Source organism: Rhodanobacter lycopersici (assembly GCF_040812335.1).
Taxonomy (GTDB): domain Bacteria; phylum Pseudomonadota; class Gammaproteobacteria; order Xanthomonadales; family Rhodanobacteraceae; genus Rhodanobacter_A; species Rhodanobacter_A lycopersici.
In genome coordinates this window covers 124,298-145,436 of sequence record NZ_JBFOHK010000005.1, presented here as the reverse complement: position 1 = coordinate 145,436, position 21,139 = coordinate 124,298, and the positions used below count along the sequence as shown (strand labels likewise).

The window sequence follows — 21,139 nt, the reverse complement described above, 5'->3', positions numbered from 1 at the left end:
CCCTCTCCCCTTTGGGGGCGAAGCCATGCTGCTTGCGGGCCACTGGCCCGCGCATGGCTGAGCGCCCGAGCGCTGGCGCGAGGGCCGGGGGTTGCTTGGCGAGGAACGAGCCTAGCAACGGGTTGGGGTGAGGGGCCACTCTTGCCATGAAGCTGTTTTGAACATGCCGCCTTACGGCAAGCCCCCGCCCCTCACCCCAGCCCTCTCCCCAAAGGGGAGAGGGGGTTGTTCCTCGTGGTGAGGGGAAGAGCGGGTCAACCTTCCTGCGTGACACGCAGCACCTCCTCCAGCGTGGTGACGCCGGCGAGCGACTTGGCGATGCCGTCCTCGTACATGGTGCGCATGCCTTCGGCGCGGGCCTGTCGCTCGATCTCGCCGGCGTCGGCGCGCTGCATCACCAGGCGGCGCAGCGGGTCGCTCATCACCAGGAATTCCATGATCGCCTGGCGGCCGCGGTAGCCGCTGGGATTGGCGGCGCTGGTGCCGGGCTTCCACAGCCGCACGGGTTTTCCGCCCGCGTATTTCTCCAGCTCGAACTGCGCGACCACCTCGGGCGGGGGCTCGTAGGGAACCGCCGTCGCCGGATCGAGCCGACGCACCAGGCGCTGCGCGAGGATGCCATTGACGGTAGAGCCGAGCAGGTAATCCTCCACACCCATGTCGAGCAGGCGGGTGATGCCGCCGGATGCGCTGTTGGTGTGCAGCGTGGAGAGCACCAGGTGGCCGGTGAGCGCGGACTGGATCGCGATGCGGCAGGTCTCCAGGTCGCGCATTTCGCCGATCATGATGACGTCCGGATCCTGGCGCACGATGGAGCGCAGGGCCGCCGCGAAATCCAGCCCGATCTGCGGCTTGGCCTGGATCTGGTTGATACCCTCGATCTGGTATTCGACCGGGTCCTCGACGGTGATGATCTTCACGTCGGGCGTGTTGATCTTCGACAGCGCGGTATACAGCGTGGTGGTCTTGCCCGAGCCGGTGGGGCCGGTCACCAGCAGGATGCCGTGCGGGCGCTGCAGCACCTCGACGAAGCGCGACTGGAAGCTGTCGGTGAAGCCCAGCGTGGCGAAGTCGAACACCACCGACTCGCGGTCGAGGATGCGCATCACCACCGACTCGCCGAAGCTGGTCGGCACGGTGGACACGCGCAGATCCAGTTCCTTGCCCTGCACGCGCAGCTGGATGCGGCCATCCTGCGGCAACCGGCGTTCGGCGATGTTGAGCTTGGCCATGATCTTCACGCGCGAGATCACCGCCGCGGTGGACGAGGCCGGCGGCGCCTCCACCTCGTGCAGCACGCCGTCGATGCGGTAGCGCACCTTGAGCCGGTTCTCGAACGGCTCGATATGCACGTCGGACGCGCGCTGCTCGACGGCACGCTGCAGGATCAGGTTGACCAGGCGGATCACCGGCGCTTCGCTGGCGAGGTCGCGCAGGTGCTCCACGTCGTCCACTTCGCTGGCGCCGCCGTCGATGTTCTCCACGATGGTGCCCATCGCGGAACGGCCGCTGCCGTAATAGCGTTCGATCAGGTCGTCGATTTCCGAGCGCAGGCCGATGCGCAGCGCCACCGGACGGCCTGCCGCCAGCGTCACCGCCTGCAACGGGTACGGGTCGGCGGGATCGGCCATCACCAATGCCAGCCCGTGCCCGCCGTCACTCACCGGCACCACATGCTGCTGCTTGAGGAAGCGCAACGAGAGCTCGAGATCGGGCGGCGCCAGTTCCGGCGCTTCGCGCGCGGCCAGCATCGGCACGCCGAGCAATTCGGACCAGGCCTCGGCCAGTTCGCGCTCGTTGACCAGGCCCAACCGCGCCAGCAGCGCGGTGAGCGTGCCCTCGGACGCCTCCTCATGCAGCCGTCGGGCCCGCACCAGGTCGCCGTCCTTCAGCCGCCCACGCGCCACCAGCAGCGCGCACACCGCAGCTTCGCGTCCGTCCACCGTCGCCGCTCCCTCGTCCCGCGCCGGCTGCACGACTGCCGACATACGTCACCCCACTCGTGAATCACGACCGCCAAGTAGATTGCACCCGACCGCGCCCTCCCCCCGAAGCTGCACGGCGAACGCGCATAGGTAGCACATCGACGGAACGGCTGGCGAGCCCGGCGTCCCGGAGCCCGCGCCGATCCGCCGGTTTGCCGCCCTGCGCCAGTCTGGGACAATGGCGCTTTTCAGCGGGTTCCCCATGCAACTCGTCGACATCGGCGCCAATCTCGGCCACGAATCCTTCCGCCATGACTTCGACGCCGTACTGCAGCGCGCGCAGGAACATGGCGTGGGCCGGATGATCGTCACCGGGGCCTCGCGCGAAGGCAGCGAGCACGCGCTGGCGCTGGCACGCGCACATCCCGGCGTGTTGTGGGCCACGGCCGGCGTGCATCCGCACCACGCCGTGGACTACGACGACGCCACCGATGCACGGCTGCGCGAGCTTGCGCAGGATCCTGCGGTGCGCGCGCTGGGCGAGACCGGGCTGGACTACAACCGCAACTACTCGCCGCGCGACGTGCAACTGCACGCGTTCGAACGGCAACTGGCGATCGCGGCGGAACTGGGCAAGCCGCTGTTCCTGCACCAACGCGACGCCCACGGGGATTTCGTCGCCCTGCTCCGGCGCTGGCGCGACAAGGTGCCGGCCGCGGTGGTGCACTGCTTCACCGACAGCCGCGAGGCGCTGTGCGATTACCTCGCGCTGGACTGCCATGTCGGCATCACCGGCTGGATCTGCGACGAGCGCCGCGGCAGCCACCTGCGCGAGTTCGTGCGCGAGATTCCCGCCAATCGCCTGATGATCGAGACCGACGCGCCCTACCTGCTGCCGCGCACGGTGCGCCCGCAGCCTTCGCACCGGCGCAACGAGCCGATGTACCTGCGGCACATCTGCGAGGAGATCGCGCGCGATCGCGGCGAACCGGCCGACGTCACCGCAGCGAACAGCACGGCGACGGCCGAGGCGTTCTTCGGCCTGCCGCGCGCCGACTGATCAGCCGGTGCGGCGCAGCCACAGGCTGCCGCCGTGGCGCGGATGCTCGCCGAGAAAGTCGCCGAGCGCAGCAGATGTTCGTGCCCGGCCGGATCGAGATCGATACCGCGCATCGGGCGTTCCGCTTCCCACAGCATGGCGCGGTCGTCGATCGCCTCGTCCGGGTTGACCACTGGTGAGTAGAAGTGGCCATCGGGAAAGGCTGGCTTGATCATGCAGAAGACGCCCGGCGAAGAATCCGCAAAGCCTATTCCGATGTGCGCGCGGCTGTCGCGGTTTGCGTCGACGCGCGCGGGCGAACGTCAGTCCACGCGGCCCACCAGCGTCACGAACGGCCAGCGCACGGCGCGCACCGCAGCGGAGTCGCCCCAGGCCGCGGCAAGATCGGGCGTCACCGCCTCGATCGCATCATTGCCGGTGCGCTTCGCATGCCGCTGCGTGGCCGACCACGAGCGCAGGTAGGCAAGGAACTGGGCGAGGTTCCAGTCCGCGCGCATCATGAAAGTGGGCGCCTCCACCGGCGCGAACGGGAACGGCAGCCCGCGGTAGCCGGCATCCACCAGCGCGCGTTCGGGTGGCCAGTCCGGCCCCAGCGTGTCGGCGTAGAGGCGGCGCTCCACGGCATCCACCTCGCGGCCCACGCTGCAGTTGCCGTAGGCGGAGATCGCCAGCAGCGCGCCCGGCTTCGCCACGCGGCGCACTTCGGCATGGAAGACGTCGAGGTCGAACCAGTGCAGCGCCTGCGACACGCCGATCAGGCTCGCGCTGCCCGCGGCGAGGGTGCCGCGTTCGGCTGGCTCCACGCGGTAGTCGATGCGCGGATGCGCCGCGGCCTGCTCGATCTGGGTGGCGCTGGGATCGGTGGCGACCACGCGCTCGAAATGCGCGGCGAGGCCGAGGCTGGCCTGGCCGTTGCCGCAACCCGCGTCCCAGGCCAGTGCGCGGTCCGGCGCCTGTTGCGCCAGCCAGTCGAACCAGTCGGCGGGCGGCAGCGGACGGGCGTCGCGGTACAACGCGGCGTGACCGGAGAAGTGATCCTTGAACTCCATGCGGCAGGCTCCGTGGGGACGGGTTCCGCGATTATCGCGCCTCAATGCATGATTTCTGCGATCGTCCCTGATCGCGAGGATCAAACGGGCGGCCATCCATGGCCGCACTCTTCAACCGATCACGCGCGTCTCGCCCGGCGCGAGGCCATCCAGCGCATGCTCGCCGATGCACAGGCGGATCAGCCGCAGCGTGGGAAAGCCCGCCGCCGCCGTCATGCGCCGGACCTGGCGGTTGCGCCCTTCGCGCAGGGTGAGCGTGAGCCAGCTGGTGGGAATGGCCTTGCGGAAGCGCACCGGCGGGTCGCGCGGCCACAGCCAGTCCGGCTCGTCCGCATGTTCGGCAGGCGCGGGCAAGGTGGGGCCGTCGTTCAGCACCACGCCGCGGCGCAGGGCGGCGATGGCTGCGTCGTCGATCGCCCCATCCACCTGCACCAGATAGGTCTTGGGCTGCTTGTGGCGCGGGTCGGTGAGGCGGTGTGCGAGGCGACCGTCGTCGGTGAGCAGCAGCAGGCCTTCGCTGTCGTGATCCAGCCGGCCGGCCGCATAGACGCCCTTCTGCCGCACGTAGTCGGCCAGCGTGGGCCGGCCGTCGTCGCTGGTGAACTGGCACAAAACGCCATACGGCTTGTTGAGCGCGATCAGCATGGCGATGGCACGCGCGGCACGTGACTCAGCGGTCGGCGGGTTTCACGAAGCGCAGCGTCATGCGGTCCGATTCGCCGATGGCCAGGTACTTCGCCCGATCCTTGCCGCCCAGCGCCAGCGTGGGCGGCAGCGTCCATACGCCCTTCGGATGGTCCCTGTCGTCCTTCGGGTTGGCGTTGATCTCGCTCTGGCCGACGAGCTTGAAACCGGCGTCGGTGGCGAGCTTGATCACGTAGTCCGTGGGCAGGTAGCCGCTGGATTCCACCGCTTCCAGGGTGGCGCCCGGCGCGGCGCGATGGTCGGTCACGCCGAGCACGCCGCCCGGGCGGAGCACGGCGAAGAACGCCTTGAACATTGCCGCTGCGGTACCGGCTTCCGCCCAGTTGTGCACGTTGCGGAACGTCAGCACCCGATCGGCCGAACCCGGTGGCCCGAATACCGGCGCCTTCGGATCGAACTCGACGATGCGGGCCTTGCCGTATTCGGCCGGATCGGCGGCGAATTTCCTGCGCAGCGCCTCGTCGTCGCGCTTCGCCTCGCCGCCGGCCGGCGCTTCCACGGCGGCGATGTAGTGGCCGTCGTCGCGCAGCAGCGGCGCCAGGATCTCGCTGTACCAGCCGCCGCCCGGGATGATCTCGACCACCGTCTGGTCCGGTCGCACGCCGAAGAACTGCAACGTGGCCTTGGGATGGCGGTAGACGTCGCGCGCGCGGTTCGCCGGCGCGCGCCAGTTGCCGGCGATGGCTGCGTCGAGCTGGCTGGCGCTGCCCGGCGGCAGCAGCTTGCCCGCCGGTTGATGCGGCGTCGCCCCTTGCGCCTGGGCGGGCGCACTCGTCGCCACGCCCATGGTCAGCAGCAGTGCCGCACCGGCCGCGAAGATCAGCGAATGTTTCATGGATGGCTCCTGAGGATGGAAGCTGCCCGCCCAGTATGCGCGATGATGTGTGCAGAGTGATCGACGGCCCGGGCCACCTCAGAACGGCCGCGGGCACACCGACTGCAAACCGTCGATGTGCTCGTGCAGGTCCGAGGCGATGCCCTGCCACATCGGGTCGAGGATGAAGTCGATGCCTTCGCGCCGCGCCAGCTTGGCGGCGGGAATGAAATCCGCATCGCCCGCCACCAACACGATCTGGTCCACCTGCTGCTTGTAGGCCAGTGCGGCGATGTCGATGCCGATCTTCATGTCCACCTGGGTCTGGCGCATGTCCGGCTCGAAATGCTCGTCGCCCAGGTCGTCCGAATGCAGCGAGCCGTCGCGCAGCTGCTGCACGGCCTGGTGCTTCAGCTTCCACTCGCCGCGTTCGGCGAGCCGGCCCAGCCGCAGCGCCATCTTGCGCTGGCGGCGCAACTGCTCGTGCAGCTCGCGGCGGAACGCGGCGGCGCCGCTGCGGCCGAAATCCACGGTGTCGCCGCTCACCGGGCGCACGAAGGCCTTGTCCAGCGGCGGGCAGTCGTAGAAGAAGATGCGGTACAGCGATTCGCGCGGACGATCCAACGCCTTCAGGTGTTCCAGCGCCATGCCGAACACGGTCTTGGCCACGGTGCGCGCGTCGTTGGCGTCGCGCTCGCCCCACACCTTGCGGTAGCGGGCAAGGAAGAAGGCGCCGTCGACGAGGATGGCGGTGCGTTGCATAGGAAATCCTCATGAGTGTCGCGATATCGGATAGCGGCCGGCCCATACTGGCCGGTCGCGGCGATTTTAGGCGATCCGCGGCCCGTCAATCTTCCAGTGCGGCTTCGTGCGCCTTCATCGGCAGCCGCCGGCAGTAGTCGTCCGCCTCGGCCAGCAGCCACGCGCGGAAGGTCTGCAGGCCGCGGTGCTCCTGCGAGCGTGGCGGATACACCAGCCAGTACGCCTCCGGCACCGGCAGGTAATGGTGACCCAGCACCACCAGCCGCCCGGCATCGATCAGCGATTTCGAGGTCACCATGCGCCCCAGTCCCACGCCGAGACCTTCCAGTGCCGCATGGCGCGCCGCATCGATGCTGTCGAAGTTCGCCACGCGGCGCGCGGGCAGCCTGCCGCCGAAGCGCTGGAACCAGTCGCGCCAGCGGTCGGCCGGATTCGGATCGCCCAGCAGCGGCCAGTCGCTGAGGTCGTCGTGGCTGGCCTCGCCCATCCGCGCCACCAGCTCCGGCGCCGCCACCGGCGCGATCCACTCGCCGAACAGACGGTCGCAGTGCAGGCCTTCCCACTGGCCGCGCCCGTAGCGCAAGGCGCAATCCACCGGCTCGCGCTCGAACTCCACCAGCGCCGAGCTGGACTGCAGGTTGAGCTCCAGCTCCGGGTGCGCCGCCACCAACTGCGGCAGGCGCGGCACCAGCCAGCTGGACATGATGCCGGGGCTGGCGCTGAGGGTGAGCGCGTCGTGACGGTATTCGCGATAACGCATCAGCGCGTGCTCGATGCCGTCGAAGTGCGCGCCCACCGCCTCGAACAGGCGGCAGCCTTCCACGGTGAGGCTCACGCCGCGCGGGCCGCGCTCCAGCAGGCGCCGGCCCAGCCGCTCTTCCAGCTGGCGCATCTGGTGGCTGAGCGCGCTCACCGTGAGATGGGCCTGCTCCGCTGCACGCGACAGCTTGCCGTGGCGGGCGACCAGCACGAACTGCTGCAGCAGGTCCAGCGATAGCCGCGTCATCTTGAACGATCCTCAAGTCAGGCTTGCGAAGATATCGCTTTTTCGGCGCCGTGCCACGTCTTACCTTGCACCTGTCCCCACCCCCACTTGCAAGGAATTCACCATGCGCTCGCCCTTCATCGGCCTGCTGCTGCAGCACGGCCATGTGCATTCCCCCGAACTCGCCCGCCAACTGACCCGCGACGATCCGCGTCCATTACCCCTGCACGGCGCACTCCGGCAACTGACCGCCCCGGATGCCGCCGCCCGGCGCAGCTCGTGGCGTGCCGCCGCTGGCGCTTCGCGCTACCTTTTCCTCATCAACTCGCCCTGAGCGCGCGCCCGGTGCACGTCCGTACCGGGCCCGGGTCGACTGGAAGGCGGCATGCCCGGATCGACACTGCAAGCCGAGCCGCTGCCGATCGGACCGCAGACCGGTCCGATCGGCAGTCGTGCGGGCGGCGATGCGGACCGCGCCGCCCTCAAGCCGCGCCGGACTGAAAGGAGAAGCCCATGATCTGTCGCATATGGCACGGGATCACGCCGCGCTCCAAGGCCGATGCCTACGCGGGATTCCTTGAGCAGCGCGCCATTCCGGACTACCGTTCCATCCCCGGCAATCGGCATGTCGCCGTGCTTCGACGGGACGAGGGCGAGGTCACGCACTTCCTGACCGTGACGCACTGGGATTCGGCGGAGAGCATCCGCGATTTCGCCGGGGACGACTTGCTCAAGGCCAGGTATTACCCCGAAGACCAGGACTATCTGCTGGAGTTTGAGCCGCTGGTCCAGCATTTCGTCGTGACTGCTTTCGAAAATTCCGGCTGAATCGGCGCTCGTGGCGCGCCGGTCGCATCCGCAACAGGAGACATCCATGCCATATCGACCGCTCGGCCGCTCGCCGCTTTCCATCGCCCCGCTCGTCTTCGGCGGCAACGTGTTCGGCTGGAGCGCCGACGAGGCGCGCTCGTTCGAACTGCTCGACGCCTTCGTCGACGGCGGTGGCAACCTGGTCGACACCGCGGACGTCTATTCGGCGTGGGTGCCGGGCAATGCCGGCGGTGAGTCGGAAACCATCATCGGCAAATGGCTGAAGAAGAGCGGCAAGCGCGACCGCGTGTTGCTCGCCACCAAGGTAGCGAAGTGGGCCGAGCATCCCGGTCTGTCGCCGGTCAACATCCGCGCGGCGGTGGAAGCTTCGCTCCAGCGCCTGCAGACCGACCGCATCGACCTCTACTTTGCGCACCAGGACGACGCCAGCGTGCCGATGCACGAGACGCTGGGCGAATTCGCGCGGCTGATCGCGGAGGGCAAGGTGCGCGCCATCGGTGCCTCCAACTTCAACGCCGACCGCATCGCCGACGCACTGGCGCTGTCGCGGGAGCACGGCCTGCCGCGCTACGAATGCCTGCAGCCGGAGTACAACCTCGTCGCGCGCGCCGGCTACGAGAGAGAACTCGAACCGCTGGTGCGCGAGGAAAGCCTGGGCGTGGTCTGCTACTACGCGCTGGCCAGCGGCTTCCTATCCGGCAAGTACCGCAGCGTGGCCGACCTCGCCAAGAGCAACGCGCGCGGCGGCGCGGCGCGGCGCTTCCTCAACCCGCACGGGCTGGGCGTGCTCGCCGCGCTGGATGAAGTGGCCACCGCGCACAAGGCCACGCCCGCCCAGGTGGCGCTGGCCTGGCTGATCGCCCGCCCATCCGTCACCGCGCCGATCGCCAGCGCCACCAGCGTGCCGCAACTGCAGGAGCTGCTGGGCGCACTCCAGCTCACCCTGGGCGCCGACGAGATCGCCGCGTTGGACCGCGCCAGCGCGGCCTGACCCGCCAGCCGCGGCATCGCATCGACCCGGTCCCGCGGCCCGGGCTTGCCGCGGACGCCTGTTGGCTGGAAGCTGGTCCCGGGGTGAGGGCAACCCGGCAATGTCCGGATTCGCCCGCTGAAACGTTCAGGTCGCGTCGACCACGATCGGGCTTCGCACGGACAGGTGCATCCCAAGGCAGTCGCCGCATCCCGCGGCCTCAATGCGCAGCAGCCGAACCGGCCGGTGCCGGCGCGGCGCTGCCTGCGGTGGCCGGCTCCGCATCCAGCCCGATCGGCGCCTCTACCGTGTAGCCCTGCGCCGCGAGTCTGGCGAGATAGCCGGTGGGCGAAAGCAGTTCGCCCATCGGCAGCAAGGCAAAACTGCTGGCATTGTCCGTCAGCGCCTTGCGCGCCGCAGCCAGCCACACGGCCTCCAGTTGCGCTGGCACATCGTCGAGGCCGAGCTGGCGGGCGAAGCCGGCGCTGGTGATCGCGGTGACGCAGGCATCACGGCGATGGCTGTCGGGCAGCTGGCGCAGCGCCCCCAGGTCGCCGGTGGCCCAGGCGTTGGCGCGCGCGGTCATCGCCGGCAGGTCGTGCTCGATGCTGTCCAGCGTGCGGCTGAAGCACTCCATGTCACTGGGCGCAGCCGCCTTGAACGCCTTGAGCGCGTCGCGCGGGTGCTGGATCTCCACGCGATACTCCACCGGCGTCTCCGGCACACCATCGCTTTTCGCCAGCGCGGCCACTGCGCCCGACACGCCGCCGTCGTTGCTCAGGCCGTTCGCCTTCAGCGCCTTCCTGTACAGCTCCTGCGCCGCGAACAACGGCCGCCAGCGCTCGATGCCGCGATCATCGCCGATGTACTTCTGTTTCAACGCCAACCAGCGCTGGTAGGTGGATGGATCCATCACCTGGTCCAGCGTCTTGCCGTCGGGGTTCTTGCGCGCACCGTAGGCCGAGGGCAGCAGGAAGAGCTTGCCGAAGAAGCCGATGTCCGCCTTCAGCCTGATCTTCGGCTCCAGCAGCACCTGCTTCGACTGCGCAAGCACCTGCTCCACCTCGTGCGACTCCCACTGGATATGTCCCGGCAGCGGCGACAGGGTGCCCAGCACCCACAGCACGTGATCGCCCTTGCTGACCTTCCACAACCCCGGCCCCGACACCACACCGCTCACCACCACCGGTGCCAGCAACGGCACGTCGCTTGGCACTGGTGGGGTCGCCGTCGTGGTTGCCGATGGCGGCGTCTGCATCGGCGCGGCAAACGCGGCCGGCACGACCAGCACCAGGCACAACAGCACGATCCAGGGGCGCATCAGGTTCATCCTCGTTGGCCATATCGGGTATCCGGCGTCAGCGCTGTGACCGCGCCAGGCGCACGATGTTCGCTGCAACGGGACAACGGCGCTTGAAAGGGCATGTTCGATCAAGTTGGCCCGCGCCGGGCCCGTGGAGATAGTGAATCTTACGGATCGGCTTCGTCCGGCGACTGCACGGCGTAGCCTTCCGCCTCGAGCCGTGCCAGCGGGCCGTCGGGCGACAGCAGCTTGTCCATCGGCAGCAGGGCGAAGGTGGTCGCATTGCGCGCCAGCGCCTGCCGCGCGGCGTCCAGCCAGGTGGCGTCGATCAGTGCGGGAAGATCGCGCAGGCCCAGCTGCCGCGCGAAATCGGCATTCATCGCGGTGACCACGCATGCAGCATGGCTGGCTTCCGGCGACGTGCTGCGCAGGGCGGCGACATCGCCGCTGGACCAGGCGTTGGCGCGCTCCCCCAGGTCGTCCATGCCACGCGCCGCCATGTCCATGGTCTGTTGCAGGCAATCGATATCCTGCTGCCGGGTTTCCCGGATGGTCTCCACCGCGTCGCGCGGATGCGCGATCACCAGTTGGTATTCGACCGGCGTGCGCTTCACTCCATGCCGCCGGGCCAGCTTTTCAACGGCAGGCGCCACCTCATCCGAGTCGGTCAGCCCGCCCCGCGCCAGCGCCGCCCTGTAAAGCTCGAGCGCAGCCACGATCGGCCGCCAGTGCGCGCTGCCCCAGCCGCGCACCCCATACTGGCGCTGCAGCGCCTGCCAGCGCGCATAAGCCGTCGGCGACAGCAACTGTTGCAAGGTGGCATCGTCGGGATTCCTGCGCGCGGCATACGCGGACGGCAACAGCAGCAGTTTGCCGAACGCGCTGGTGTCCATCCTGAGCCTGGCCGATGGCACTTCGAGCAGTTCCTGCGACTGCGCCAGCGCCTGCTCCACCCGGGTCGAGCGCCACTGCATGCGCCTGGGCAGCGGCGTCAGCGTGCCCAGCACCCACAACACGTGCCTGCCCCTGCTCACCTTCCACAGGCCGGGGCCGGCCCCCACCCCGGTGACGGTGACCGGGGCCAGCGTGACGGCAGCCGTGGATGCGCGCGCGGGCGCCGTCTGCGCACACACCTGCCCGGTCGAAACGCAAAGCAGCAACGGTAGCCAAAGTACCCGGATCATGCGCTCCACTTCCTCTCGGGAACCTCCAGGACGACTGATGGATGTCGCGGGATTTCGAGCCACCCCGAAGGCAGCTCGCCAGGCAGCCCGCTCCGCCACATCCACGCATCCATGAAGACGGGTGCGCACGGCACAGGCTAACCGCACGCACATGGCGACCGCATGACGCCGACAACGCAGCGAGGCATGGCGACCGCCCGCATGCGTCGCGACGATGGTGGCGCCGGGTTACTGCAGCGTCGCCAGCGTCTCGTTGAAGGTCGTGCTCGGACGCATCGCCTTGCCGATGAGTTCCAGGCTCGGGTGATAGTAGCCCTGGATGTCCACCGGCTTGCCCTGCGCACCGTTGAGTTCGCCCACGATCTTCGCTTCGTTCCCGGTGAGGGCCTTCGCCAGCGGCGCGAACTTCGCCTTCAGCCCCGCGTGGTCGTCCTGCGCGGCCAGCGCCTGCGCCCAGTACAGGGCGAGATAGAAATGGCTGCCGCGGTTGTCCAGCTCGCCCACCTTGCGTGCGGGCGATTTGTTGTTGTCGAGGATCTTGCCGTTGGCCTGGTCCAGCGTGTCCGCCAGCACCTTCACGCGCGCATCGCCGGTCTTGTCGCCCACGAACTCCAGCGAGGCCTGCAGGGCCAGGAATTCGCCCAGCGAATCCCAGCGCAGATAGTCCTCTTCCAGGAACTGCTGCACGTGCTTGGGCGCGGAGCCGCCGGCGCCGGTCTCGAACAGGCCGCCACCAGCCATCAGCGGCACGATGGAGAGCATCTTGGCGCTGGTGCCCAGCTCCATGATCGGGAACAGGTCGGTGAGGTAGTCGCGCAGCACGTTGCCGGTGACCGAGATGGTGTCCTGGCCCTTGCGGATGCGCTCTAGCGAGAACTTCGTCGCCGCCACCGGGTCGAGGACGCGGATGTCGAGGCCGCTGGTGTCGTGGTCCTTCAGGTAGCGCTCGACCTTCTTGATGATCTCGCGGTCGTGCGCGCGCTGCGGATCCAGCCAGAACACCGCCGGGGTGTTCGACAGGCGTGCGCGGCTCACCGCCAGCTTCACCCAGTCCTGCACCGGCGCGTCCTTGGTCTGGCAGGCGCGCCAGATGTCGCCGGCTTCCACGTCGTGCTGCAGCAGCACCTTGCCGGCTTCGTCGATCACCTTCACCGTGCCGTCGGCGGGGATCTGGAAGGTCTTGTCGTGCGAGCCGTATTCCTCGGCGGCCTGCGCCATCAGGCCCACGTTGGGCACGCTGCCCATGCTCGCCGGGTCGAACGCACCGTGCGCCTTGCAGTCCTCGATGGTGGCCGCGTACACGCCCGCGTAGCTGCGGTCGGGGATGATCGCCTTGCAGTCCTGCGGCTTGCCCTCGGCGTTCCACATCTTGCCGGAGTCGCGGATCATCGCCGGCATCGAGGCATCGATGATCACGTCGCTGGGCACGTGCAGGTTGGTGATGCCCTTGTCGGAATTCACCATCGCCAGCGCCGGGCGCTTAGCGTATTCGGCCGCGATGTCGGCCTTGATCGCCGCCTGCGCTTCCGCCGGCAGGCTGCCGAGGCGTGCGTACAGGTCGCCGATGCCGTTGTTGGCATCGAAGCCCGCCTGCTTCAGCACCTCTGCGTGCTTGGCGATCACGTCCTTGTAGAACTCGTCCACCACCACGCCGAACATGATCGGGTCGGACACCTTCATCATGGTGGCCTTGAGGTGCACCGAGAACAGCACGCCCCTGGCCTTGGCGTCGGCGATCTGCGCGTCGATGAAGCCGGCCAGCGCCTTGCGGCTCATCACCGACGCATCGAGGATCTCGCCGGCCTTCAGCGCCACCTTCTCCTTCAGCACCTTGCTGGAGCCGTCCTTGCCGGACCACTCGATCTTGACCATGGTCGGCGCGTCCACCACCACGGACTGCTCGCTGCCGTAGAAATCGCCGTCGTCCATGTGCGACACGTGGGTCTGCGAATCCGCGCTCCACGCGCCCATCTTGTGCGGGTGCCTGCGCGCGTAGTTCTTCACCGAGAGCGGCGCGCGGCGGTCGGAATTGCCCTCGCGCAGCACCGGGTTCACCGCGCTGCCCTTGACCTTGTCGTAGCGCGCCTTGGCGTCCTTCCCGGCGTCGTCCTGCGGCACGTCCGGGTAATCCGGCAGCGCGTAACCCTGCGCCTGCAGCTCCTTGATCGCGGCCTTCAGCTGCGGCACCGAGGCGCTGATGTTCGGCAGCTTGATGATGTTCGCATCCGGCGTGGTGGCGAGCTTGCCCAGTTCGGCGAGGTGGTCGCCGATCTTCTGCCCATCCCGCAGGCGATCCGGGAACTGCGCCAGGATGCGCCCGGCCAGCGAGATGTCGCGCGTCTCCACCGCGATGCCCGCGGTGGCGGCGAACGCCTGCACGATGGGCAGCAGCGAGGCCGTGGCGAGGAACGGCGCCTCGTCGGTGAGCGTGTAGATGATCTTCGGCGTATCGGACATGGTCGGCGGGACTCTCTGACGGCGATGGGGGATGGCGCGAAGCCAGCGTGCCATTGTCGCGGTTTCGTGCGCGGGCGGCAAAGCACTGCCATACCGGGGCGGATCGCGCCGCTGTGGCGCCGGCCGCGATGCAATACGGCCCGCCGGCTGTCATGCCTATCTGCTAGTTTGCCGATTCCATGTGCTTATTCGATCTCGCCATGTTCCCTCGCCGCACCACCCTCGCCCTGCTCGCCACCGCCCTGCTCGCCGGCTGCGCCCATGAACCCGTGCATGCACCCGTCCTACCCGATGGCACGCACGCCACGGTGGCGATCCTGGAAACCACCGACATCCACTCCAACATCCTCGGCTACGACTACTACAAGCAAAAGGCCGACCCCACGCTGGGCTTCGAACGCACCGCCACGCTGATCAACGAAGCGCGCAGGCAGTTCCCGAACCACTTCCTGTTCGACAGCGGCGACACCATCCAGGGCACGGTGCTGGCCGACTGGCAGGCGCAGGTGCAGAAGATGGCCTGCGACCAGGAACTGGCGATCTACCGCGCGATGGATGCGGTGGGCTACGACGGCGGCACGGCAGGCAACCACGAGTTCAACTACGGGCTGGGCTGGCTCTCGCAGGTCACCGGCACGCCGATGAACGTGGACGGCGGCGTGCAGCGGCGCTGCGCCGGCCCGCATTTCCCGCTGGTGCTGGCGAACGTGGACAGCACGCGCGACGGTCAGCCGATCTTCAAGCCGTGGACCATCGTCACAAAACCCATCGCGGTGCAGCTGCCGGACGGCAAGACGGAGAATGTGCCGCTGCGCGTGGCGATCATCGGCTTCACGCCGCCGCCGATCATGCAGTGGGACAAGCAGAACCTCGCCGGCAAGGTCACGACGGACGGCGTGGTGGAGGCAGCGAAGAAGTACCTGCCGCAGATCGAGGCGCAGCATCCGGACCTGGTGGTGGCGCTGGTGCACGGCGGCCTCGACACCGCGCCGTACACGCCCGCGATGGAGAACGCCGGCTGGTATCTCGCCGGCGTGCCCGGCATCGACGCGCTGCTGCTCGGCCACTCGCACACCGAATTCCCCGGCCCGCGCTTCGCGCACATGCAGGACGTGGACGACGTGCGCGGTTTCGTGCGCGGCGTGCCCGCGGTGATGGGCGGCTTCTTCGGCAAGGACCTGGGCGTGATCGAGCTGGCGCTGGAGCGCCAGGACGGCCGCTGGACCGTCGACAAGAGCCGCACGCACAGCGAGGTGCGGCCGATCTGCAGCAAGCCCGGCGACGCCGCCAGCTGCGTGGCGCCCGATCCCGCCATCGCGCCGCTGGTGGCGAAGGTGCAAGAAGCCGCGGTGGCCTACGTGAACACGCCGATCGGGCGCAGCGACGTGCGGCTTTCCAGCTATTTCGCCGACGAGGGCGACATGACGGCGCTGGCCGTGGTCAACGCCGCGCAGCGCGACTACGTGCGTGCCGAACTGCCGCGCCTGCACCCGGAGCTGGCGAACATACCGGTGCTTTCCGCCGCCGCCGCGTTCCGCACCGGCTTCGGCGGCCCGGACGACTACACCGACGTGGCGCCCGGCCCACTCACCCTGCGCAGCGCGGCCGACCTGTACTTCTATCCGAACACACTCGCGGCGGTGAAGAGCGATGGCGCCGGAGTGAAGGCGTGGCTGGAAGAATCCGCCAGACGCTTCAATCGCATCGATCCTGCTCGGACCGGCATGCAGCAGTTGGTCAACACCCGCTTTCCCGGTTTCAACTTCGATCAGCTGCAAGGCGGCATTCACTACGTCATCGACGTGTCGAAACCGGCGGGCCAACGCATCGTGTCGCTGACCTTCGACGGCAAGCCGGTGACGCCCGACCAGCCCTTCATCGTGGTGACCAACAATTACCGCGCCAGCGGCGGCGGCCACTTCCCGGGGCTGGACGGCAGCAGCATCGTGCTGGCCGCGCCCGACGGCACGCGCGAGATCGTGGCGCGCTGGCTGCAGCAGCACCGCGAAATCACCGCACGCGACCTGCCCGCCCGCTCCTGGCGCTTCGCGAAATTGAAGACCACCGGCCCGGTGGTGTTCACCAGCGCCAGCGGCAAGGCCGGCATCGCCCAGGCCGACGGCGTCGACCACATCCGCGAGCTGAAGGACCACGGCGACGGCACGGCGACCTACGCGATCGACCTGTCGCATTGATACGCCCTAACCGGTGGCGCGCTCCCACGCCGCCGCCGGTCCCGGCTGCCGGCGGAACAACGGATGGCAGTCCGGGCGAAGCAGCCCATGCCAGCGTGCATGCAAGGTCGGGGCACGCGCCGCGAGCTTGGCCAGCAGGTGCCGCCACTCGAGCTCGAGCTGAGCTTCGTTCAACGGCAACAGTGCCACCTCGCCGCGTACCGGCCCGAAGCGGCTGCGGTCGAAATGGTAGCCACGCGCCAGGGCCTCGGCATGCACCGCGGCGAGGTAGGCATTGATCGCCTGCCGCGGCGCGGGATGCTCGCGAAAGCGGTCGAGCTGGGGATGGCGGCGATAACCGCGCGTGCCTCCGCGCAGCACCGCACGCGCCAGCAAGGCCTCGCGCCACAGAGCCACCAGGCCTTTGGCGTCCAGGTAACGAGGATGCAGCGACCACAGGCGCATGACAGGTTTCCGCCACCCGGAAACCGGGCCGATGACCGCGCAGGATGCCACGGCCGTGGATCGCACAGCGCGGCGGCAACGGCGAAACAGTTGCAGATGCATCTGTTGACTGCAGTGCAACATCGGCTCTAGTGTCGGCACCATGTCGCCGCTTTCCGCCCTCGCCCGCATGCACTTCGCCCCGGCTTACGCCGGCCGCATGCCGTTGTGCGCGGGCGACATCGCCAGCATCATTACCACCACGATTACCACCGGTACCCGGTCCGGGCGGAGCGTCGTGCGTAGCTGAGTTTTCCCACGCAACGGCCCGCCCTCGACGAGGCGGGCCGGCACACACCGACACGCCAGACAGGACGGGCCTCCAACGGAGAGGCCGTCGTGATCACCTGTGCAATCGAGCAAGTCCCCCACCATCCGTTGCCACCGCTGGCGATGCCGCGTGCCGGCACCACCGGCCGACGCACGCTGGCGGTCGGCGTGATCGGTCCCGGCCGGGTCGGCAGCGCGCTGCTGGAACAGCTGCGCACCGCGCAGCCGCGACTGGCGCGCGACCATGCGCTGGAGCTGAAACTCTGCGGCGTGGTGGCCAGCAGGCGCATGTGGCTGGACTGCGACGACGCCGAACTCAACGGCCGCCACGCCGGCGCGCAGACCTGGCGGCCGAACGATCTGGACGCGTTCGCCGCACACGTGCGCGGCAACGACGACCGCCACGCGCTGCTGATCGACTGCAGCGCCAGCGACACGGTAGCCGCGCACTATCCGCGCTGGCTGGCCGCCGGCCTGCACGTGGTGACGCCGAACAAGCTGGCCGGCAGCGGCCCGCTGGAACGCTGGCGGGCGATCCGCGCCGCCTGCGCGGGCGGCGCGCGCTTCCGCTACGAGGCCACCGTCTGCGCAGGCCTGCCGGTGGTGCAGACCCTGCGCGACCTGCTCGACACCGGCGACGAACTGCTGGCCGTGGACGGCATGTTCTCCGGCACGCTGGCCTGGTTGTGCAACCGCCACGACGGCAGCCAGCCGTTCTCCGCGCTGCTGCGCGAGGCGCATGCGCTGGGCTACACCGAACCCGATCCGCGCGAGGACCTGTCCGGCCTCGACGTGGCGCGCAAGCTGGTGATCCTCGCCCGCGAGGCCGGCTGGCCGCTGTCGCTGGAACAGGTGGCGGTGGAGAGCCTGGTACCGCCCACGCTGGCCGCGCTGCCGCCCGGGGAGTTCATGCAGCGCCTCGACGAACTCGACGCGCCGCTGGCCGCGAAACTGGCGGCCGCGCGCGCCGAAGGCGGCGTGCTGCGCCACGTCGCCAGCCTCGACCGCCACGGCCGCGCCAGCGTGAAACTGGCGGTACTGCCGGCCACGCATGCCTTCGCACACAGCCGGCTCACCGACAACGTGGTGCAGTTCACCACCCGCCGCTACTGCGATAATCCGCTGCAGGTGCAAGGCCCCGGCGCGGGGCCGGAAGTCACCGCGGCCGGCGTGTTCGCCGACCTGCTGCGCATCGCCGAGTCGCTGGGGGTGCAGGCATGAACGTCCTACTCGCTCCGTTGCAGGAACCCATGCGCGCACGATCGCCACGCCTCGACCACGCCACTGCCTTCGCTCCCGCCTGCGTGGGCAACGTCGGCGTGGGTTTCGACATCCTCGGCCACAGCATGGCCGGCGCCGGCGACCGCGCCGAGGTGCGCCGCATCGACGAACCCACCGTGCGCATCGCGGCGATCCACGGCTGCGTGACCACGCTGCCCACCGATGCGGGCGCCAACACCGCCGGCGCCGCCCTGCTCGCGCTGCGCAAGGCGCTGGGCGTGCAGCACGGCTTCGAACTCACCCTGTACAAGGGCATCGCGCTGGGCTCGGGCATGGCCGGCTCGGCGGCCTCCTGCGTGGCCGCGCTGGTGGCGGCGAACGCGCTGCTGGAACAACCGCTGCCGCGCGAGGCGCTGTACGGCTTCGCGATGGACGGCGAGGCGGTGGCCAGCGGCGGTCGCCACGGCGACAACGTGGGCCCGCAGCTGCTCGGCGGCCTGGCGCTGGCCACGCACGACCGCTTGCTGCGCATCCCGGTGCCCGCCGACTGGCACTGCGCGCTGGTGCATCCGCATTTCGTGCTGGAGACGCGCGCCTCGCGCGCCGCCTTGGCCGGGGATTACGCGCTGGGCGAATTCGTGGCGCAGAGCGCCAATCTGTCGCTGCTGCTGGCCGGCTGTTTCCGCGGTGACGCCGCGCTGGTGCGCGATGGCTTGAAGGATGTGTTGGTAGAGCCGCGGCGTGCGCCACTGGTGCCGAATTTCGGTCGCGTGAAGCAGGCCGCGCTCGATCATGGCGCGCTGGGGGCCAGTATTTCCGGGGGCGGCCCCAGCGTGTTCGGGTGGTTCGAGCATCGCGCCGGGGCGGAAGCCGCCGCCATCGCGATGCGGGCGGCATTCGCGGAAGCCGGGCTGGACAGCGACATGTTTGTCGCGCCGATCGATGGGCCGGCAGCCGGGCTGGTGGATGACGAGGTGCAGGCATGAGCAGCGCGCACCACTCCCCTCTCCCGCCTGCAGGCACGCGGGGAGGCGCCATGGATGGCGCCGGCTTTGAGGAGCGAGGAGAGGGATTGGGGGGGAGAGGCTTTGGCTTGTGCGCTCTCGCAAACGACGAATCGGTTTCGGTCGCCTGCCTGCGCCCGGGTTACCTTGCTGGTCCACGCCACCGCAGGAGCGGAAGCGAACGGCGCAACCGGCCCGTAGGGCGGAGGGCAGGAGGCCCGGAGTCAAGAGAGTTGACCCAGAGAAATGGCCTGGTTCAATCCGCCGGAATTACAGGCAAGCCATGCCGGGGAATTGGGAGCGGTTGCCGCCTGCACGATGCGCGGTGCGGCCGCTTCGCGGCGTATCTGGGGACCGAGGGAGGCAGGCCATCGCGCACACGGTGCGCTCCTGCGTCGGCAGGGAGCGATCAATGAGTGACTCGTTGCGCTATCTCAGCACGCGCGGTCGTGCTCCTGCCGCCACGCTGGGCGAAGCGATCGCCGCGGGGCTGGCGCCGGACGGCGGCCTGTACGTGCCGGAGCGATTGCCGGTGCTGGCGCCGGCGGATTTCGATCCGCGTGGCTCGCTGGCCGATACTGCCGCCACCTTGCTTGCGCCGTTCTTCGCGGGCGATCCGCTGGCCGCCGGGTTGCCCGCGGTCTGCGCCGAGGCGCTGGATTTTCCGGTGCCGCTGCGCGCGTTGCCGTATCGCGATGCACAGGTGCTGGAGCTGTTCCACGGTCCCACGGCGGCGTTCAAGGATGCGGGTGCGCGCTTCCTCGCTGCCTGCCTGCGCCGCTTGCCGCGTGCGGACGAGCAACAGCTCACCATTCTCGTCGCCACCTCGGGCGACACCGGTGCGGCGGTGGGTGCGGCCTTCCACAGGCAGCCGAACGTGCCGGATTCAAAGGTGCGTGTCGTGATCCTGTATCCGGACGGGCTGGTCTCGCCGCGGCAGGCGCACCAGCTCGGTTGCTTCGGCGACAACGTGCAGGCGCTGCGCGTGGCCGGCCGCTTCGACGACTGCCAGCGCATGGTGAAGGCTGCGCTCAACGATGCCGAATTGCAGCGTGCCGTGCCGCTCAGTTCCGCCAATAGCATCAGCCTGGGGCGCCTGCTGCCGCAGATGAGCTACTACGCGCACACCGCGTTGGGCTGGTGGCGCGAGCATGGCGTGCCGCTCGACTTCATCGTGCCCACCGGCAATCTCGGCAACGCGCTGGCCTGCCTGTGGGTGCGCGCCATGGGCCTGCCGGTGGGCGAGGTCCGACTGGCCTGCAACGCCAATGCCACCCTGCCGGAATTCTTCGCCGGCCACGGCTACGCGCCGCGCGAGGCCGTCGCCACGCTGGCCAACGCGATGGACGTGGGCGCGCCCAGCAACTTCGAGCGCCTGCGCTGGACCTTCGGCAACGATGACGCGGCGCTGCGCAGGACGCTGCATGCGGAAAGCGTGGACGACGCCACGATCCGCCACACCATTGCCGCGCATGCACGCGGGCACGGCGAAGTATTTTGCCCGCACACCGCCACCGCCGTGCATCTGCTCGACCGCCTGCGCGGACAGGGCGACACGCGCCCCTGGGCCGTGGTGGCCACCGCGCACCCGGCGAAGTTCGAGCAGGTGGTGGAACCGCTCGTCGGCCGGGCGCTTCCGGTGCCGTCGGCGCTGGCGGCGATGCTGCAACGCCCGGCCAGTGCCGAGCCGATGGCGGCGACCGACGAAGCGCTGAAGCGCTGGCTGCACGAACTGGCGCATGCCTGAAACCGGCCATGACCGCGTCGCCATCACGGCGGCGCCATGTATCCGGCTCGCAGATGACTGGCGTCGCCTCACTGCTATGCGGAGGGGCCGCGCAGACATTACGATGGGTCGAGGAGGTGCCGGCTGCGCCGGCGGCAGGCATCGGCGTGCATGATCCCGCGTTGCGGCATGCGG

At 69.2% G+C, this 21,139-nt stretch carries 18 protein-coding genes; 8 read left to right on the top strand and 10 right to left on the bottom strand.

Annotated elements, in window-relative coordinates:
- Positions 1 to 254: 254 nt before the first annotated feature.
- Entirely contained in the window at positions 255 to 1,988 is a 1,734-nt protein-coding gene (gene gspE / locus ABQJ54_RS16725; RefSeq protein WP_367855460.1) for a type II secretion system ATPase GspE, read from the bottom strand.
- 199 nt (positions 1,989 to 2,187) lie between these two features.
- Between gspE and ABQJ54_RS16720 the strand changes: the two genes are divergently transcribed.
- The gene (locus ABQJ54_RS16720) at positions 2,188 to 2,985 is read left to right on the top strand and encodes a TatD family hydrolase (RefSeq protein ID WP_367855459.1); all 798 of its coding nucleotides are present in this window, start codon (positions 2,188 to 2,190) and stop codon (positions 2,983 to 2,985) included.
- A gap of 302 nt (positions 2,986 to 3,287) precedes the next feature.
- Here the strand turns inward: ABQJ54_RS16720 and ABQJ54_RS16715 are convergent, their stop codons facing one another.
- The 5 genes from ABQJ54_RS16715 to ABQJ54_RS16695 all read right to left on the bottom strand — a co-directional run bounded on the left by ABQJ54_RS16715 (position 3,288) and on the right by ABQJ54_RS16695 (position 7,321).
- Positions 3,288 to 4,034 carry a class I SAM-dependent methyltransferase gene (locus ABQJ54_RS16715; RefSeq protein WP_367855458.1) on the bottom strand — a complete coding sequence of 249 codons (747 nt, stop codon included), beginning with the start codon at positions 4,032 to 4,034 and terminating at the stop codon, positions 3,288 to 3,290.
- A gap of 111 nt (positions 4,035 to 4,145) precedes the next feature.
- The gene (locus ABQJ54_RS16710; RefSeq protein WP_367855457.1) at positions 4,146 to 4,679 is read right to left on the bottom strand and encodes a pseudouridine synthase; all 534 of its coding nucleotides are present in this window, start codon (positions 4,677 to 4,679) and stop codon (positions 4,146 to 4,148) included.
- 25 nt (positions 4,680 to 4,704) lie between these two features.
- Positions 4,705 to 5,574, bottom strand: a complete 870-nt coding sequence (locus tag ABQJ54_RS16705) for a class I SAM-dependent methyltransferase (protein WP_437343368.1) — start codon at positions 5,572 to 5,574, stop codon at positions 4,705 to 4,707.
- Between the two features lie 78 nt (positions 5,575 to 5,652).
- The gene (locus tag ABQJ54_RS16700) at positions 5,653 to 6,315 is read right to left on the bottom strand and encodes an NYN domain-containing protein (RefSeq protein ID WP_367855456.1); all 663 of its coding nucleotides are present in this window, start codon (positions 6,313 to 6,315) and stop codon (positions 5,653 to 5,655) included.
- Positions 6,316 to 6,400: 85 nt separating this feature from the next.
- Positions 6,401 to 7,321, bottom strand: coding sequence for a LysR substrate-binding domain-containing protein (locus ABQJ54_RS16695; protein WP_367855455.1), 921 nt, complete (start codon positions 7,319 to 7,321; stop codon positions 6,401 to 6,403).
- A gap of 103 nt (positions 7,322 to 7,424) precedes the next feature.
- On the opposite strand from ABQJ54_RS16695, the gene ABQJ54_RS16690 reads away from it, so the two are divergent.
- The 3 genes from ABQJ54_RS16690 to ABQJ54_RS16680 all read left to right on the top strand — a co-directional run bounded on the left by ABQJ54_RS16690 (position 7,425) and on the right by ABQJ54_RS16680 (position 9,122).
- Positions 7,425 to 7,634 carry a hypothetical protein gene (locus tag ABQJ54_RS16690; protein WP_367855454.1) on the top strand — a complete coding sequence of 70 codons (210 nt, stop codon included), beginning with the start codon at positions 7,425 to 7,427 and terminating at the stop codon, positions 7,632 to 7,634.
- Between the two features lie 179 nt (positions 7,635 to 7,813).
- Positions 7,814 to 8,128 carry a hypothetical protein gene (locus ABQJ54_RS16685; protein WP_367855453.1) on the top strand — a complete coding sequence of 105 codons (315 nt, stop codon included), beginning with the start codon at positions 7,814 to 7,816 and terminating at the stop codon, positions 8,126 to 8,128.
- A 46-nt stretch (positions 8,129 to 8,174) separates the two neighbouring features.
- A complete protein-coding gene (locus ABQJ54_RS16680; protein WP_367855452.1) occupies positions 8,175 to 9,122 on the top strand; it encodes an aldo/keto reductase in 948 nt (315 codons plus the stop codon).
- Positions 9,123 to 9,321: 199 nt separating this feature from the next.
- Here ABQJ54_RS16680 and ABQJ54_RS16675 read toward each other — a convergent pair whose 3' ends face one another.
- From ABQJ54_RS16675 to ABQJ54_RS16665, 3 genes are all read right to left on the bottom strand, one after another.
- Positions 9,322 to 10,422 (bottom strand): TraB/GumN family protein, encoded by a 1,101-nt coding sequence (locus ABQJ54_RS16675; RefSeq protein ID WP_367855451.1) that lies wholly within the window; start codon positions 10,420 to 10,422, stop codon positions 9,322 to 9,324.
- A gap of 149 nt (positions 10,423 to 10,571) precedes the next feature.
- Positions 10,572 to 11,588, bottom strand: a complete 1,017-nt coding sequence (locus ABQJ54_RS16670) for a TraB/GumN family protein (RefSeq protein WP_367855450.1) — start codon at positions 11,586 to 11,588, stop codon at positions 10,572 to 10,574.
- 228 nt (positions 11,589 to 11,816) lie between these two features.
- Positions 11,817 to 14,045, bottom strand: a complete 2,229-nt coding sequence (locus tag ABQJ54_RS16665) for an NADP-dependent isocitrate dehydrogenase (protein WP_367855449.1) — start codon at positions 14,043 to 14,045, stop codon at positions 11,817 to 11,819.
- 200 nt (positions 14,046 to 14,245) lie between these two features.
- Here ABQJ54_RS16665 and ABQJ54_RS16660 point away from each other — a divergent pair, with 200 nt between their 5' ends.
- Positions 14,246 to 16,240 carry a bifunctional 2',3'-cyclic-nucleotide 2'-phosphodiesterase/3'-nucleotidase gene (locus ABQJ54_RS16660; RefSeq protein WP_367855448.1) on the top strand — a complete coding sequence of 665 codons (1,995 nt, stop codon included), beginning with the start codon at positions 14,246 to 14,248 and terminating at the stop codon, positions 16,238 to 16,240.
- Positions 16,241 to 16,246: 6 nt separating this feature from the next.
- Here the strand turns inward: ABQJ54_RS16660 and ABQJ54_RS16655 are convergent, their stop codons facing one another.
- Positions 16,247 to 16,684 carry a pyrimidine dimer DNA glycosylase/endonuclease V gene (locus tag ABQJ54_RS16655; RefSeq protein WP_367855447.1) on the bottom strand — a complete coding sequence of 146 codons (438 nt, stop codon included), beginning with the start codon at positions 16,682 to 16,684 and terminating at the stop codon, positions 16,247 to 16,249.
- 378 nt (positions 16,685 to 17,062) lie between these two features.
- On the opposite strand from ABQJ54_RS16655, the gene ABQJ54_RS16650 reads away from it, so the two are divergent.
- The 3 genes from ABQJ54_RS16650 (at position 17,063) to thrC (ending at position 20,965) form a co-directional block, all read left to right on the top strand.
- The gene (locus ABQJ54_RS16650; RefSeq protein WP_367855446.1) at positions 17,063 to 18,214 is read left to right on the top strand and encodes a homoserine dehydrogenase family protein; all 1,152 of its coding nucleotides are present in this window, start codon (positions 17,063 to 17,065) and stop codon (positions 18,212 to 18,214) included.
- Between the two features lie 29 nt (positions 18,215 to 18,243).
- The gene (locus ABQJ54_RS16645; protein ID WP_367855445.1) at positions 18,244 to 19,200 is read left to right on the top strand and encodes a homoserine kinase; all 957 of its coding nucleotides are present in this window, start codon (positions 18,244 to 18,246) and stop codon (positions 19,198 to 19,200) included.
- Positions 19,201 to 19,630: 430 nt separating this feature from the next.
- Positions 19,631 to 20,965 carry a threonine synthase gene (gene thrC, locus ABQJ54_RS16640; protein WP_367855444.1) on the top strand — a complete coding sequence of 445 codons (1,335 nt, stop codon included), beginning with the start codon at positions 19,631 to 19,633 and terminating at the stop codon, positions 20,963 to 20,965.
- Positions 20,966 to 21,139: the final 174 nt, after the last annotated feature.